This window comes from Pseudomonas sp. SWRI81, assembly GCF_014268545.1.
GTDB lineage: Bacteria > Pseudomonadota > Gammaproteobacteria > Pseudomonadales > Pseudomonadaceae > Aquipseudomonas > Aquipseudomonas hamedanensis.
On record NZ_JABWQS010000040.1, the window covers coordinates 42,948 to 59,204 of the forward strand.

Annotated in this window: 11 protein-coding genes; 10 read left to right on the forward strand and 1 reads right to left on the reverse strand. The window is 60.9% G+C overall.

The window, feature by feature from the left end:
* The first annotated feature begins 13 nt into the window (after positions 1-13).
* From HU765_RS21165 to choV, 3 genes are all read left to right on the forward strand, one after another.
* Positions 14-961 (forward strand): choline ABC transporter substrate-binding protein, encoded by a 948-nt coding sequence (locus HU765_RS21165; protein WP_186549266.1) that lies wholly within the window; start codon positions 14-16, stop codon positions 959-961.
* Between the two features lie 77 nt (positions 962-1,038).
* A complete protein-coding gene (gene choW, locus HU765_RS21170) occupies positions 1,039-1,884 on the forward strand; it encodes a choline ABC transporter permease subunit (RefSeq protein WP_186622747.1) in 846 nt (281 codons plus the stop codon).
* Positions 1,881-3,059, forward strand: a complete 1,179-nt coding sequence (gene choV / locus HU765_RS21175; protein WP_186622748.1) for a choline ABC transporter ATP-binding protein — start codon at positions 1,881-1,883, stop codon at positions 3,057-3,059. Before choW ends, choV begins: the two co-directional genes overlap by 4 nt.
* 253 nt (positions 3,060-3,312) lie before the next feature.
* Here the strand turns inward: choV and HU765_RS21180 are convergent, their stop codons facing one another.
* Positions 3,313-5,253, reverse strand: coding sequence for a BCCT family transporter (locus HU765_RS21180; protein WP_346727552.1), 1,941 nt, complete (start codon positions 5,251-5,253; stop codon positions 3,313-3,315).
* Between the two features lie 486 nt (positions 5,254-5,739).
* On the opposite strand from HU765_RS21180, the gene betI reads away from it, so the two are divergent.
* From betI to dbpA, 7 genes are all read left to right on the forward strand, one after another.
* Positions 5,740-6,333, forward strand: coding sequence for a transcriptional regulator BetI (gene betI, locus HU765_RS21185; protein WP_042561476.1), 594 nt, complete (start codon positions 5,740-5,742; stop codon positions 6,331-6,333).
* A gap of 88 nt (positions 6,334-6,421) precedes the next feature.
* A complete protein-coding gene (betB, locus tag HU765_RS21190; protein WP_186622752.1) occupies positions 6,422-7,894 on the forward strand; it encodes a betaine-aldehyde dehydrogenase in 1,473 nt (490 codons plus the stop codon).
* A 209-nt stretch (positions 7,895-8,103) separates the two neighbouring features.
* Positions 8,104-9,807 carry a choline dehydrogenase gene (gene betA, locus HU765_RS21195; protein WP_186622756.1) on the forward strand — a complete coding sequence of 568 codons (1,704 nt, stop codon included), beginning with the start codon at positions 8,104-8,106 and terminating at the stop codon, positions 9,805-9,807.
* Between the two features lie 279 nt (positions 9,808-10,086).
* The gene (locus HU765_RS21200) at positions 10,087-11,529 is read left to right on the forward strand and encodes a TldD/PmbA family protein (RefSeq protein WP_186622758.1); all 1,443 of its coding nucleotides are present in this window, start codon (positions 10,087-10,089) and stop codon (positions 11,527-11,529) included.
* Positions 11,529-12,866: a TldD/PmbA family protein gene (locus HU765_RS21205; protein ID WP_186622760.1), complete on the forward strand. Its 1,338-nt coding sequence runs from the start codon at positions 11,529-11,531 to the stop codon at positions 12,864-12,866. Before HU765_RS21200 ends, HU765_RS21205 begins: the two co-directional genes overlap by 1 nt.
* A gap of 189 nt (positions 12,867-13,055) precedes the next feature.
* Positions 13,056-14,483 (forward strand): multidrug transporter subunit MdtD, encoded by a 1,428-nt coding sequence (gene mdtD, locus HU765_RS21210; protein WP_186549281.1) that lies wholly within the window; start codon positions 13,056-13,058, stop codon positions 14,481-14,483.
* A 299-nt stretch (positions 14,484-14,782) separates the two neighbouring features.
* A complete protein-coding gene (dbpA, locus tag HU765_RS21215; protein ID WP_186549283.1) occupies positions 14,783-16,168 on the forward strand; it encodes an ATP-dependent RNA helicase DbpA in 1,386 nt (461 codons plus the stop codon).
* The last annotated feature ends 89 nt before the right edge of the window (positions 16,169-16,257 follow it).

Here is a 16,257-nt window from a genome sequence, read left to right on the forward strand (position 1 = left end):
AAGGAGTCCATCCATGAAAGGTTCCCCGTCGTTGTTGTTGGCCGCCCTGCTGAGTCTGCCGTTACTGGCGCAAGCCGCAGAACCGGCACAGTGCAGCCTCGTTAACTTCTCCGATGTCGGCTGGACCGACATCACCGCGACCACCGCCACCACCTCCGTGGTGCTCAATGCCCTCGGCTATAAGACCAAGACCACCATGATCTCGGTGCCCGTGACCTACAAGTCGCTGGCCGATGGCAAGAACATGGACGTGTTTCTCGGCAACTGGATGCCGACCATGGAGAACGACATCAAGGCCTACCGTGACGCCGGCACCGTGGAAACCGTGCGCACCAACCTCAAGGGCGCCAAATACACCTTGGCCGTGCCGCAAGCGCTGTACGACAAAGGCCTGCATGACTTCGCCGACATCGCCAAATTCAAGAAAGAACTCGACGGCAAGATCTATGGCATCGAGCCGGGCAACGACGGCAACCGCCTGATCCAGAGCATGATCGACAAGAACGCCTTTGGCCTGAAGGACGCCGGTTTCAAAGTCGTCGAATCCTCCGAGGCCGGCATGCTCTCGCAGGTCGACCGTGCACAGAAACGCGACACCGCCGTGGTCTTCCTCGGCTGGGCGCCGCACCCGATGAACAAGCGTTTCAAGATCCAATACCTGACCGGCGGCGACGATTTCTTCGGTCCCGACTTCGGTGCCGCCACCGTGGCCACCAACACCCGCAAGGGCTACGCCACCGAATGCAGCAATGTCGGTCAGTTGCTGAAAAACCTGGAGTTCACCGTCGACATGGAAAGTGAACTGATGGGCAACATCCTTGACGACAAAATGAAGCCTGACGCGGCCGCCAAGGCCTGGCTGAAAAAGAATCCACAGGTGCTCGAAACCTGGCTCGCTGGCGTGACCACCATTGACGGTAAACCTGGCCTGGAGGCCGTGAAAGCCAAGCTCGCGCCTTGATTCCAGAGGCACCGCTTATGCCGGGCAGGCGTGCCTGCCCGGGCTGTTAATTTCCTTGCATGCGGACGTTCACTACCATGCTGATTGATCAGAAAATACCTTTAGGCCAGTACATCGCGGGCTTCGTCGAATGGTTGACGCAACACGGCGCCAACACCTTCGACGCAATCGCCGTGACACTGGAAACGATGATCCACGGCGTGACGTTTGCGCTGACCTGGTTCAACCCACTGGTCTTGATTGGCCTGATCGCGCTACTCGCTCACATGATCCAGCGCAAATGGGGCCTGACTGCGTTCGTGGTGGCCTCGTTCCTGCTCATCCTCAACCTGGGTTACTGGCAGGAAACCATGGAAACCCTCGCCCAGGTGCTGTTCGCGACCCTGGTCTGCGTGTTGATTGGCGTGCCGCTGGGCATCATCGCCGCGCACAAACCGATGTTCTACACCATGATGCGGCCGGTACTCGATCTGATGCAGACCGTACCGACCTTCGTTTACCTCATTCCTACCCTGACCCTCTTCGGGCTGGGTGTGGTGCCAGGCCTGATCTCGACGGTGGTCTTCGCCATCGCGGCGCCGATCCGCCTGACCTACCTGGGCATCCGCGATGTCCCGCAAGAACTGATGGACGCCGGCAAGGCCTTCGGCTGCTCGCGTCGCCAACTGCTCTCACGGATCGAACTGCCGCACGCCATGCCGAGCATCGCGGCCGGCATCACCCAGTGCATCATGCTGTCGCTGTCGATGGTGGTGATCGCGGCACTGGTCGGCGCCGACGGACTTGGCAAACCGGTGGTCAACGCACTGAACACTGCTGATATTGCGCTGGGCTTCGAAGCAGGCCTGGCAATCGTACTGCTGGCGATCATGCTCGACCGTATCTGCAAACAACCCGACGCTAAAGTAGGGGGTGACGCATGAGCATTATTCGCTTCGAAGACGTCGACGTAATCTTTTCCAGGGATCCACGCGAGGCGCTCAAGCTGCTCGACCAAGGCATGACCCGCAACGAGATCCTGAAGAAGACCGGCCAGATCGTCGGCGTGGAAAAAGCCACGCTGGACATCAACAAGGGCGAAATCTGCGTGCTGATGGGCCTGTCCGGCTCAGGCAAGTCGAGCCTGCTGCGCTGCATCAACGGCCTCAACACCGTGAGCCGCGGCAAGCTGTTCGTCGAGCATGAAAACCGCCAGATCGACATCGCTTCGTGCACCCCGGCGGAACTGAAAATGATGCGCACCAAGCGCATTGCCATGGTGTTCCAGAAGTTTGCCCTGATGCCCTGGCTGACGGTGCGCGAGAACATCAGTTTCGGTCTGGAAATGCAGGGCCGACCGGAGAAGGAACGCAAGAAACTGGTCGATGAAAAACTCGAACTGGTCGGCCTCACGCAATGGCGCAACAAGAAGCCCGACGAACTCTCCGGCGGCATGCAGCAGCGCGTCGGCCTCGCCCGCGCGCTGGCGATGGACGCCGACATCCTGCTGATGGACGAACCGTTCTCGGCCCTTGACCCGCTGATCCGCCAAGGCCTGCAGGACGAACTGCTGGAGCTGCAACGCAAGCTGAGCAAGACCATCGTGTTTGTAAGCCACGACCTCGACGAGGCGCTCAAATTGGGTAGCCGCATCGCGATCATGAAAGACGGCCGGATCATCCAGTACAGCGTGCCGGAAGAAATCGTGCTCAACCCGGCGGACGACTATGTACGCACCTTCGTCGCCCACACCAACCCGCTCAACGTGCTCTGCGGGCGCAGCCTGATGCGTACGCTGGACAAGTGCAAACGCATCAACGGCTCGGTGTGCCTCGATCCGGGCGGCGATTCGTGGCTGGACCTGGCCGAAGGCAACACCATCAAGGGCGCGCGGCAGAACGGTTCGGTGCTGAACCTGCAGAACTGGGCACCGGGCCAGGCCGTGGAAGGCCTGGAGCGCAAGCCGACGCTGGTGGACTCGAACATCGGCATGCGTGACGCACTGCAGATCCGTTATCAGACCGGCAACAAGCTGGTGCTGCACGATGACAATCATGTGGTCGGAATCCTTGGGGACAGCGAGTTGTATCATGCGTTGTTGGGCAAGAATCTGGGGTAGGAATCCCAGACACAAAAACGCCGCGAGACTCTCGCGGCGTTTTTGTTAGTGCAGATATCTAGCTGTAAACAAAGAACCTGTGGCGAGGGGATTTATCCCCGATGGGTCGCGAAGCGGCCCCAAGTCGTCAATCGCGGTAATTCAATAAAACCGCGTTTGACGGTTTCAGGACTGCTTCGCAGCCCAACGGGGATAAATCCCCTCGCCACAATGGTTCAGCGGTGCAGCTGACTGCATCGCTGAATCTCAAGGCTTAGCTATACACCCGGCCAAGAAGCTGCCGATGGCTCTCGAACTGATCCAGCACATCCCGGGTGATCTGCTCCGGGGTGAAGCCCATCAAGTCGTAATCCTGGCTACCGTTGTGCAGATACACCTCGGCCCGGTAATAACGCTGACGAGCCTCATCCGATTGCGCCGATTCGGTCGGGGTCGCCAGATAGCCCTCCAGGCTCACTTCGTAAACGAAAGGGTTGCCCTCTTCCATCTCGACCCGTACGCCCATGCAGCGCTTGGCTTTGCCCAACAGCGTCTGCACTTCAATCCCCTGATTGCGCAATTGCGCGGCTGCATCTTCCAGTGCCGGGGTCACATGTTTGTCCATAAAGCGCTGCACCACCGATTGGCTCGGCTGCAGATCCAGCTGCGTCAAACGCTCGCTGAATCCGCGACGTCCGCGCTCGGCCAGTTGCGCTTGCTCCTGTTCAATCTGCACGTCCTGGCGCATCGCCTTGTGCAAGCCGAACATGAAGCAGATCAGCACCACCGAGAACGGCAGACCGGCCAGCACCACCATGGTCTGCATGGCTTCGAAATTACCGGCAAACAACAGGCCGATGGTCACCAGCGTAATCACCACCGACCAGAATATCCGCAGCCAGTGCGGCGCGTCTTCATCGACGTTGCCGCCCTTGCACGACAGATTCGCCATCATCACCGCGCCGGAGTCGGCCGGGGTCAGGAACAGCACGAAGCCGACGAAGATCGACACACCAATGACAATCTTCGACGCCGGGTAATGCTCCAGCAATTGATAGATCGCCATCGACGGCTGTTCCAGCGCCGTCTTGCCCAGCTCCACCGCGCCCTGGTTCATCACCAGATCCAGCGCCGAGTTACCGAAGATCGACAGCCAAGCCAAGGTGAAGCCCAGTGGAATCAGCAGCACGCCCGCGACCAGCTCACGCACGCTGCGGCCACGGGAGATCCGTGCGATGAACATGCCCACGAATGGCGCCCAGGAAATCCACCACGCCCAATAGAACAGAGTCCACAGACCCAGCCAGCGATCAGACTTGGCGTTGTCGCCTTCATAGACGTACAGGTCGAACGTCTTCAGCACCACGCCGTTGAGGTAGTCGCCGATGTTCTGCACGAAGCCGTTGAGCAAGTGCAGGGTCGGGCCGAACAGCAGAACGAAAATCAGCAGGCCGCTGAACAGCACGATGTTCAGGTTGGACAGACGACGGATGCCGTTTTCCACGCCCGACACGGCAGCGATGGTCGCCACGGTGCTCATGACAATGATCACGATCAGCAGATTGGTGTTGCTGTGCTCCATGCCGAACAGGTTTTCCAGCCCGGACGACACTTGCAGCGAGCCAATGCCCAGGTTGGTCACCAGCCCCAGCAGGGTCACGAACATGCCGAAGCCGTCGACCGCATGACCGGCCGCGCCTTTGACCCAACGCTCGCCAACCAGCGGATACAGCGCCGAACGCAACGCCAGCGGCTGGTTATGCCGATAGGCAAAGTACGCCACGGCCAGGCCGACCAGCGCGTAGATCGCCCAGCCGTGCAGGCCCCAGTGCAGGAACGTCAGTTGCACCGCCTGACGCGCGGCCATGTTGGAGGCCGACGTGCCTTCTGGCGGATTGAAATAGTGATCCAGCGGCTCGGAGGCGCCGAAGTACAGCAGCGAAATACCGATGCCCGACGAGAACAGCATCCCCGCCCAGGCGCCGTAACTGAAATCCGGGGTGTCGTCCTTGCTGCCCAGTTTGAGTTTGCCGTACGAGGAAAACGCCAGACCGACCACAAACACCAGGTAGGCCGCGATCACCACCATGTAGTACCAGCCGAAGCTGCGCGACAACCAGGCCTGGGCCATCCCCAACATTCTGCCGGCCTCTTGCGGGGCGATGATCAAAATGGCGGTCAACAACAGAATCAGCGCGGTCGAGGTGTAGAACACCCAACCGTTGACCGTCACCTTCTCGGGCGGGGTCTTTATTAGCGAGGCAGAACTCATGGCACAAATGCTCCAGGCAGTGCGAGAGAAGAACACAAGGCAACACGGGACCCGATCAATCGGTTAGTTGGCAGCCGACCGGCGGGTGATATAAAGACACTCCGAAAAAAGCCCGAACCTGCCGAAATGGCGTTGCGTATTCGCTTTCGTGGCCAGCGATGCCGGACGTTCATCCGAAACCTGGCCCCGAGCGTCTTGCCCTTTCAACACGTCCATCGAATCGCGAACCGCGCCATGCACCACGCAGGTTTCGAGCCGTTTCAGGTGTCGGTTTTTATCGTCATCACGCGTAGGAAAAATCTGTAGGCAGCGACGAATTGTCGCAGATCTTATTCTTTGTTGATTGAACGTTCAATCAAAACAAAATAGACTGGCCCTCAATCCGATCGGCGTCATTCGCCCGTCGGAAGGCCTAAGGAGATGTGCAAGATGCCCAAGGTCGGTATGCAACCCATCCGCCGCCAACAACTGATCGAAGCCACATTGCAGGCGGTTGATCAGGTCGGAATGGGGGACGCCAGCATTGCGCTGATCGCCCGTTTGGCCGGTGTCTCGAATGGCATCATCAGTCATTACTTTCAGGACAAGAACGGCCTGATCGCCGCCACGATGCGGTACCTGATGACCGCCCTCAGCGAGAGCGTCACCGCGCGCCGTCAGGCGCTGGCAGATGACAGCCCACGGGCGCATCTGCAGGTGATCATCGAAGGCAACTTCGACGCCAGCCAGGTCAATGGCCCGGCAATGAAAACCTGGCTGGCCTTCTGGGCCACCAGCATGCACCAGCCGTCTTTGCACAGGTTGCAGCGGATCAACGATCACCGTCTGTATTCCAACCTGTGCTGCCAGTTCCGCCGTGTGCTGCCGCTCGAAGATGCGCGCAGCGCCGCCCGAGGCCTGGCAGCGTTGATTGACGGCTTGTGGTTGCGCGGCGCGCTGTCGGGAGACGCTTTCGACACGGCGCAGGCGCAACAGATCGCTTACGAATACATGGATTTCCAATTGGCCAAGCAGGTGAGCTAGAGCACACAGAAAACGCTCAGCCCCTGAACTCCACCGCAGCGTGATCGCGGTGGGCAACGCCAACCACCAATGCACTTGCGAGGACACTATGGCCCGTTTCGAACTGCAAAAACTCTACATCGATGGCGCGTACACCGACGCTGGCAGCGATGCCACCTTCGAAGCCATCAACCCGGCGAACGGTGAAGTCCTCGCGCTGGTGCAACGTGCAACCAAGGAAGACGTCGAGCGCGCCGTGGTCAGCGCCGAAAAGGGTCAGAAAGTCTGGGCCGCGATGACCGCCATGGAGCGTTCGCGCATCCTGCGTCGCGCCGTCGACATCCTGCGCGAGCGCAACGATGAGCTGGCCGCGCTGGAAACCCTGGACACCGGCAAATCCTTCTCCGAAACCAAGTACGTCGACATCGTCACCGGCGCCGACGTGCTGGAATACTACGCAGGCCTGGTGCCTGCCATCGAAGGCGAGCAGATCCCGCTGCGTGACACCTCTTTCGTTTACACCCGTCGCGAGCCACTGGGCGTGGTTGCCGGTATCGGCGCGTGGAACTACCCGATCCAGATCGCCCTGTGGAAATCCGCACCTGCGCTGGCCGCCGGTAACGCGATGATCTTCAAGCCAAGCGAAGTCACTTCGCTGACTACTCTGAAACTGGCCGAGATCTACACCGAAGCCGGCGTGCCGAACGGCGTGTTCAACGTGCTGACCGGCAGCGGCCGTGAAGTCGGCACCTGGCTGACCGAGCACCCGCGCATCGAGAAAATTTCCTTCACCGGCGGCACCGACACCGGCAAGAAAGTCATGGCCAGCGCCTCGGCTTCGTCGCTCAAAGACGTGACCATGGAACTGGGCGGCAAGTCGCCGCTGATCATCTGCGACGACGCCGACCTCGATCGCGCCGCCGACACTGCGATGATGGCCAACTTCTACAGCTCCGGCCAGGTCTGCACCAACGGCACTCGCGTATTCGTCCCGGCGCACCTGAAAGCCGCGTTCGAAGCCAAGATCGTTGAGCGCGTTGCCCGCATCCGCGTCGGCAACCCGGAAGACGAAAACACCAACTTCGGCCCGCTGGTCAGCTTCGCCCACATGGAAAGCGTGCTGTCCTACATCGAAAAAGGTAAGGAAGAAGGTGCCCGCGTACTGTGCGGCGGCGGTCGTCTGACCGACGGCGAATTCGCCAAGGGCGCGTTCGTTGCGCCAACCGTGTTCACCGACTGCACCGACGAGATGACCATCGTTCGCGAAGAAATCTTCGGCCCGGTCATGGCGATCCTTTCCTACGAAACCGAAGAAGAAGTGATCCGCCGCGCCAACGACACCGACTTCGGCCTGGCCGCCGGTATCGTCACCAAAGACCTGAACCGCGCCCACCGCGTGATTCATCAACTGGAAGCCGGTATCTGCTGGATCAACGCCTGGGGCGAGTCCGACGCGAAAATGCCGGTCGGCGGCTACAAGCAGTCGGGCGTGGGCCGTGAAAACGGAATCAGCTCGCTGAACAACTTCACCCGCATCAAATCGGTACAGGTCGAGCTGGGCGATTACGTCTCGGTGTTCTAACACCCAGCAAAGTCCGAGTGAATGTTGATGTGGCGAGGGGATTTATCCCCGCTGGGCTGCGAAGCAGCCCTTACACCTGCGCTCGAACGTCTCAGGCCACATCTCATTCACCGCAATTGCGACTGCTGCGCAGCCGAACGGGGATAAATCCCCTCGCCACAGGTGCGCGGTCACAGTTGACCTGACCAACTTCAAAGAGGGTGCATTCAATGTCCCAAGAATTCGATTACATCATTATCGGTGCCGGCTCCGCCGGTAACACCCTGGCGACCCGTCTGACTGAAGACGAAGGCGTCACCGTGCTGCTGCTTGAAGCCGGTGGTCCGGATTACCGCCTCGATTTCCGCACGCAAATGCCGGCCGCGCTGGCCTTCCCGCTGCAGGGCCGTCGCTACAACTGGGCCTACGAAACCGATCCAGAGCCACACATGGACGGCCGTCGCATGGAGTGCGGTCGCGGCAAGGGCCTCGGCGGTTCCTCGCTGATCAACGGCATGTGCTACATCCGCGGCAACGCCATGGACTACGACGGCTGGGCGAAACTGCCGGGCTTGGAAGACTGGTCCTACCTCGACTGCCTGCCGTACTTCCGCAAAGCCGAAACCCGTGACATCGGCCCGAACGATTACCACGGTGGCGACGGCCCGGTCAGCGTGACCACGCCGAAAGCCGGCAATAATCCGTTGTTCCACGCCATGGTCGAAGCCGGCGTGCAAGCCGGCTATCCGCGCACCGAAGATTTGAACGGCTACCAGCAGGAAGGCTTCGGCCCGATGGACCGCACCGTGACGCCGAATGGCCGTCGTGCTTCCACCGCGCGTGGCTACCTCGACATCGCCAAGCAGCGTTCGACCCTGACCATCGTCACCCACGCTCTGACCGACAAGATCCTGTTTGAAGGCAAGCGCGCAGTCGGTGTGCGTTACCTGATCGGCGACGCCGAAGAGCGCGTTGAAGCCAAGGCGCGCAAAGAAGTCCTGCTGTGCTCCGGCGCCATCGCCTCGCCGCAGATTCTGCAGCGCTCCGGTGTCGGCCCGGCGAAACTGCTCGAAAGTCTCGACATCCCGGTAGTTCACGACCTGCCGGGCGTTGGCGAAAACCTGCAGGATCACCTTGAGCTGTACCTGCAATATGCCTGCACCCAACCGGTTTCGCTGTACCCGTCGCTGCTCTGGTACAACCAGCCGGCGATCGGTGCCGAGTGGCTGTTCAACGGTACCGGCATCGGCGCCAGCAACCAGTTCGAGGCCGGCGGTTTCATCCGTTCGCGCCCGGAGTTCGAATGGCCGAACATCCAGTACCACTTCCTGCCGGTGGCGATTAACTACAACGGCAGCAACGGTGTGAAAGAGCACGGTTTCCAGGCGCACATGGGTTCCATGCGTTCGCCGAGCCGTGGTCGCATCCAGGTCAAATCCAAGGATCCACGCCAGCACCCGAGCATACTGTTCAACTACATGGCCACCGAGCAGGACTGGCAGGAATTCCGCGACGGCATCCGCCTGACCCGGGAAATCATGCAACAGCCGGCACTGGACGCGTTCCGTGGCCGCGAAATCAGCCCGGGCATTGAAGTGCAAACCGATGAGCAGCTCGACAAGTTTATCCGCGAGCACGCCGAAACCGCGTTCCACCCGTCCTGCTCGTGCAAGATGGGCACCGACGAGATGGCTGTGGTCGATGGCGAGGGTCGTGTGCATGGCATGCAAAGCCTGCGCGTGGTCGACGCCTCGATCATGCCGATCATCACCACCGGCAACCTCAACGCGCCGACGATCATGATGGCCGAGAAAATCGCCGACAAGATCCGCGGCCGCAAGCCACTGCCGCGCAGCAATGCGGCTTACTACGTGGCGAATGGTGCGCCGGTGAAGGGCAAGCCGATGCGTGATATCACCCCGGTTACTCAGTAATCCAGTTACACCGCATCAAGGCTGATCGCGAGCAGGCTCACTCCTACAAGGATCTCCAGTGAACACAAACTCTGTGGACACTGAAGATTAACTGTAGGAGTGAGCCTGCTCGCGATGAGGCCCTGCCATTCAGCACAAATCCCCTGCTGCACAGTAAATCCTCCTACACCCCCTCTTCACTTGATCCTACCCCCACGCAGGCCTACTCTAGACCTCGCGCAACCGTTTCACCCCGCCCCGCCGTCGCTCTACCGCTTCCCCCTACAAGGAGGTTCCCGAATGTTCGATTTCCACCCCCAGCTCAAGCAGCGCTTCGCTGCCTTGCGCACGGGCGCTGAATTCTTTTCCCTGCGCTATGCGCGCGAATCCGGGCAGTACCTGTCGGTGCGCAAGAATGTCGCCGAACCGCCGAGCCTGAGCCGGGACGAAGGGGCGATGCTCACCGTGCGCGTCAATGGCGTCGAAGCCTACGCCGCGACCAACGACCTGTCGCAGCAAGGCCTGCAAGCGGCCCTCGAACGCGCCGAACAGCAAGCACGCCGGCTCAAGCCGCATGCCCTGCTCGACCTGCGCGAGCAACCGGTCTCAAGCGACCGCGCCGATTATTTTTCACCCAACCTGGAACAGCCTTTCCCGTCCCTGAGCGAATGCTTCGAACTGCTCGGTGCAGAGTCCGCCTCGGTGCCCAAGGACGAGCGCCTGGTCAATTGGCAGGTGAGCATCGGCATTACCCACGTCGAGCAGATTTATTTGAGCAGCGCCGGCGCCGAATTGCGTCAGGCCCAGCGCTTCGTCTACCCGAGCCTCGACGTCACCGCCTACGACGGTAACGACAGCCAGACCCGCAGCCTGGGCCGTGAAAACTTCGGCCAACAGGGCGGCGCCGACGTGATCAGCCGTTGCGGCCTGGTCGGTGCCGGCCCGCAAGTCGCCGATCAGGCGCTGCAATTGTTGCTCGCCCCCAATACCCCGCAAGGCCCGCGCGATCTGCTGTTGATGCCGGACCAGATGATGTTGCAGATCCACGAGTCCATCGGCCATCCGCTGGAACTCGACCGGATTTTGGGCGACGAGCGCAATTACGCCGGCACCAGTTTCGTCAAGACCAGCGATTTCGGCAGCCTGCAATACGGCTCGAAGCTGCTTAACGTAACTTTCGATCCGGGCATTCCCGAAGAACTCGCCAGCTACGGCCATGACGACGACGGCACCGCGGCGAGCAGACAATTCCTGATTCGCGATGGCCTGCTGCTGCGCCCATTGGGCGGGGCGCTGTCGCAGTATCGCGCCGGCCTCGACGGCGTTGCCAACAGCCGCGCCTGCGGCTGGAACCGGCCGCCGATCGACCGCATGGCCAACCTCAATATCGAGCCGGGCGATCAGACGCTGGAGCAGATGATTGCCGGTATCGAACACGGCATTCTGATGAGCACCAACCGTTCGTGGTCGATCGACGATGCGCGCAACAAATTCCAGTTCGGCTGCGAATGGGGCCAGTTGATCGAGAAGGGTGAACTTAAAGGCGTGGTGAAAAATCCCAACTACCGGGCAATTTCCGCGCACTTCTGGAAAAGCCTGCGCGCGGTCGGCGACGCCAACACCGTCAAGGTGCTGGGCACGCCGAACTGCGGCAAGGGCGAACCGAACCAGGTGATCCGCGTCGGCCATGCTTCGCCGGCCTGCGTATTCAGCAACATTGATGTGTTTGGGGGAGACGCCTGATGAACATTTCCAAGCGTCAGTCCGACGCCTTCAAGGTCATGGTCGACTGGCTGCGCGACAGTGTGCGCGAGCCGGAACAATTCACGCTCAGCTACGCCGCCGAAGCCTCGGCGTTCGTGCGCTTCAATCACGCCAAGGTGCGCCAGGCCGGGCAGGTGCAGCAGGCCAATGTCGGCTTGAAACTGATCAACGACGGTCGTCACGCCGACTTGCAGATCACCTTGTCCGGGGATCAGGAAGCCGATCTGCAGCGTCTTGCCGAAGGCCTGCAACAACTGCGCGAAACCCTGCCATTGCTGCCGCAGGATCCGTATCTGCTGCTCAATCACAACGGCTGGCAGAGCACGCATGTACAAGCACATCCGCTGCCGGACACGGAAGATGTCGTGGCCCAAATCTGCGCGGCCGCTGAAGGTCTGGATTTGGTCGGTTTTTACGCGGCCGGCCCGATCAGCCGGGGTTTCGCCAGTTCGGCGGGTGCGTTTGGCTGGCATGAGGCCAACAGCTTCAATTTCGACTTCAGTCTGTTTCACGAAAACGGCGAAGCGGTAAAAGCCAGCTACGCCGGCCACGACTGGAGCGACGAAGGTTTCGCCAAGCGTTTCGCTCAGGCACGCGAGCAGCTTGAATTTCTTGGTCGTCCGTTGCGCACCTTGGCGCCAGGTCAGTATCGCGCCTATCTGGCACCGGCAGCGCTGGAAGAAATCATGGGCATGCTCAGTTGGGGCGGCTTCTCGGCGCAGTCGATCGCCAGCAAGAGCAGTCCGTTGCAGAAACTGTATGTCGGCGATCAGGCGTTCAGCCCATTGGTGTCGCTGGATGAAAAGGTCAGTGAATCGCTAAGCCCGGCGTTTTCCGCCGAAGGTTATCCGCGCAGCGATCTGCGGCTGATCATCGAAGGCCAGGCCGGCGATCAACTGGTCGGTTCGCGCAGTGCGGCCGAATACGGTTTGGCGGCCAACGGCGCGGGCGGCGGCGAAATGCCCAGTGCGTTGAACATGGCGGCCGGTGATCTGTCGCAAGAACAGATATTGAAAGAGCTGGGCACCGGGCTGTACATCAGCAATCTATGGTACCTGAACTACTCGGATCAACCGGCGGCGCGCATGACCGGCATGACCCGCTTCGCGACCTTCTGGGTCGAGAACGGCGAGATCCAGGCACCGGTCAGCACCATGCGTTTCGACGATAGCGCCTACAGCCTGCTCGGTTCGCAGCTTGAGGCGTTGACCACGGAGCGCGAATTACTGCTGTCGGCGAGTACCTACAGCCAGCGCAACACTTCGTCATCGCTGTTGCCGGGGGCGCTGGTCAGCCGGTTGACCCTAACGCTGTAAAACAAAGATCCCCGGCACACAGGGATCAACTGTTGGAATAGAAACTGTGGCGAGGGGATTTATCCCCGATGGACTGCGCAGCAGTCCCGCTTTTTTGGGGCCGCTGCGCGACCCAGCGGGGATAAATCCCCTCGCCACAGGGTTTCATGTTTGAACAAAAATCTGGATTAACCACCCATCAGAGGTTCCATGCCCAACCGCCCGCCTCTCGACGCCATCACCGCCCGCTGGTTGCCGTGGGTCGTTGCCATTGCATTCTTCATGCAGTCCCTCGACGGGACGATTCTCAACACCGCGCTGCCGGCGATGGCCAGCGATCTGGCCGAAGACCCGTTGCGCATGCAGGGCGTGATCATTGCCTACATGCTCACCGTGGCCCTGTTGATCCCGGCCTCAGGCTGGATAGCCGACCGCTTCGGCACCAAGAAAATCTTCTTCGGCGCAATTCTGCTGTTCAGCTTCGGCTCGCTGCTGTGCGCCTTGTCCAGCAGCCTGAGCATGCTGATCGGTGCACGGGTGATTCAGGGCCTCGGCGGTGCGCTGATGTTGCCGGTCGGGCGCCTGGTAGTGCTGCGCGCCTATCCGCGCTCGGAACTGGTGCGGATCATGGGTTTCATCACCATCCCCGGCCTCCTCGGCCCACTGATCGGTCCGACCATGGGCGGCTGGATGGTCGAATACCTGACGTGGCACTGGATCTTCCTGATCAATCTGCCGGTCGGGGTGATTGGTTGTTATGCGGTGTGGAAATTCATTCCCGACCTGCGCGGCACTGAGCGCACACGCTTCGATAGCCTGGGCTTTCTGCTGTTCGGTGCGGCGATGATCTTGATCACCATCGCCATGGAAGGCCTCGGCGAACTGCACTTGCCGCACCTGCGGGTGATGTTGCTGCTGTTCGCCGGCATGGCCTGTCTGGCGGCGTACTGGTTGCGCGCCGGGCATATCGAGAATCCGCTATTCGCGCCGTCGCTGTTCAAGACCCGCACCTTCGCCGTCGGCATTCTCGGCAACCTGTTCGCGCGTCTGGGCAGCGGCGCCCTGCCGTTTCTGGTGCCGTTGCTGCTGCAAGTGGCCTTGGGCTATTCGCCGTCCCAGGCCGGCATGAGCATGTTGCCGCTGGCCGCTGCGGCGATGGTTGCCAAGTGGGTCGCACGACCGCTGATCGAACGCCTCGGCTACCGCATCGTGCTCACCGGCAACACCCTGGCACTGGGGATCATGCTGGCGAGCATGGGTCTGGTCAGCGAACAGACGCCGTACTGGCTGCTGTTGTGCCTGCTGGCGGTGCTGGGGGCAATCAACTCGCTGCAATTCACGGCGATGAACACCGTGACCCTGATCGACCTCGACGATGCCAGCGCCAGCAGCGGCAACAGCTTGCTGTCGGTGGTGGCGCAGCTGTCGCTGAGCCTCGGCGTGGCGTGTGCCGGTGCGCTGCTCGGCGGCTTCACCGCCAAGGTCGGCAACGATGGCGTGGAAACCGTACTCGGCGCGTTCCAGCTGACCTTTGTCACAGTCGGCATCATGGCCATGCTCGCCGCGACGATTTTCTCGCAGCTGTCGAAGGAAGACGGCCGCCGCGCCAAGCGTCCTGAAGAGCACATCGAGCACTGATTCTGCCAAAGGACTTCTGGAGCTGGTGAAGGACTACTGTGGCGAGGGGATTTATCTGTGGCGAGGGGATTTATCCCCGTTGGGGTGCGTAGCGCCCCTCTGCTTCTGCTGTCGCCTCGGCCAGTCAGGCTGATCGCATTCATCTTTTTTGGGGGGGGCGCTACGCACCCCAGCGGGGATAAATCCCCTCGCCACAGATAATCCCTGCCTCGGGTTCAATCGCTGTTCGTCCAGAACTGTCGAGGAAATCGTCACGGGGCTGCTACACTGCGCGACATTTTGTTTTGCAGGCCAGTCCCGTGACCACCATCGCCACCGCTTTTAATACTCTGCCGCTGTCCGCCGCCATGCTGGCTAACCTCGAATCACTCGGTTATGCCCAGATGACGCCGATCCAGGCGCAGAGCTTGCCGGTGATCCTCAAGGGGATGGACCTGATCGCCCAGGCCAAGACCGGCAGCGGCAAGACCGCCGCGTTCGGCATCGGTCTGCTCAACCCGATCAACCCGCGCTACTTCGGTTGCCAGGCGCTGGTGATCTGCCCGACCCGCGAGCTGGCCGACCAGGTCGCCAAGGAAGTCCGCCGCCTGGCCCGCGCCGAAGACAACATCAAGGTCCTGACCCTGTGCGGTGGCGTGTCGTTCGGTCCGCAGATCGCTTCGCTGGAGCACGGCGCGCACATCATCGTCGGCACCCCGGGGCGCATTCAGCAGCACCTGCGCAAGGGTTCGCTGGTACTCGATGGCCTGAACACGCTGATTCTCGACGAAGCCGACCGCATGCTCGACATGGGTTTCTACGACGCCATCGAAGACATCATCATCAAGACCCCGGAACGCCGTCAGACCCTGCTGTTCTCCGCGACGTACCCGGTGGGCATCAAGCAACTGGCGTCGAAGTTCATGCGCGACCCGCAGACCGTCAAGGCTGAAGCCTTCCATGACGACACGCAGATCGAGCAGCGCTTCTACGAGATTTCCCCGGAAGAACGCATGAGCGCGGTGACCAAGGTCCTGCACCATTTCCGTCCGGCGTCCTGCGTGGCGTTCTGCTTCACCAAACAACAGGTGCAGGAAACCGTCGATCACCTGACCGCCAAAGGCATTTCCGCGGTCGGCCTGCACGGCGATCTGGAACAGCGCGATCGCGATCAGGTGCTGGCGATGTTTGCCAACCGCAGCACCTCGGTACTGGTTGCCACCGACGTTGCGGCCCGTGGTCTGGACATCGATGCGCTGGACATGGTGATCAACGTCGAGCTGGCGCGCGATTCGGAAATCCACATCCACCGCGTTGGCCGTACCGGTCGTGCCGGCGAGAAAGGCATTGCCATCAGCCTCGTCGCGCCGTCCGAAGCACACCGTGCGCAAGCCATCGAACAATTGCAGAAAGCGCCGCTGAACTGGGACCAGATCGACAATCTGAAATCCCAGGGTCTGGCACCGCTGCAACCGCCGATGACCACCCTGTGCATCGGCGCCGGCCGCAAGGACAAAGTGCGTCCGGGCGACATTCTTGGTGCGTTGACAGGCGAAGCCGGCATTCCCGGCGCTCAGGTTGGCAAGATTGCGATCTTCGATTTCCAGGCTTTCGTGGCCGTGGAACGCACCGTCGCGATGCAGGCCTTGCAGCGCTTGAACGACGGCAAGATCAAGGGCCGTTCGTTGCGGGTGCGTATCTTGTAACTGATCTACTGTCCGACAGAGATCAAATGTGGGAGCGGGCTTGCTCGCGAAAGCGGTGTGTCAGACAACATCAACGTTGACTGATACAC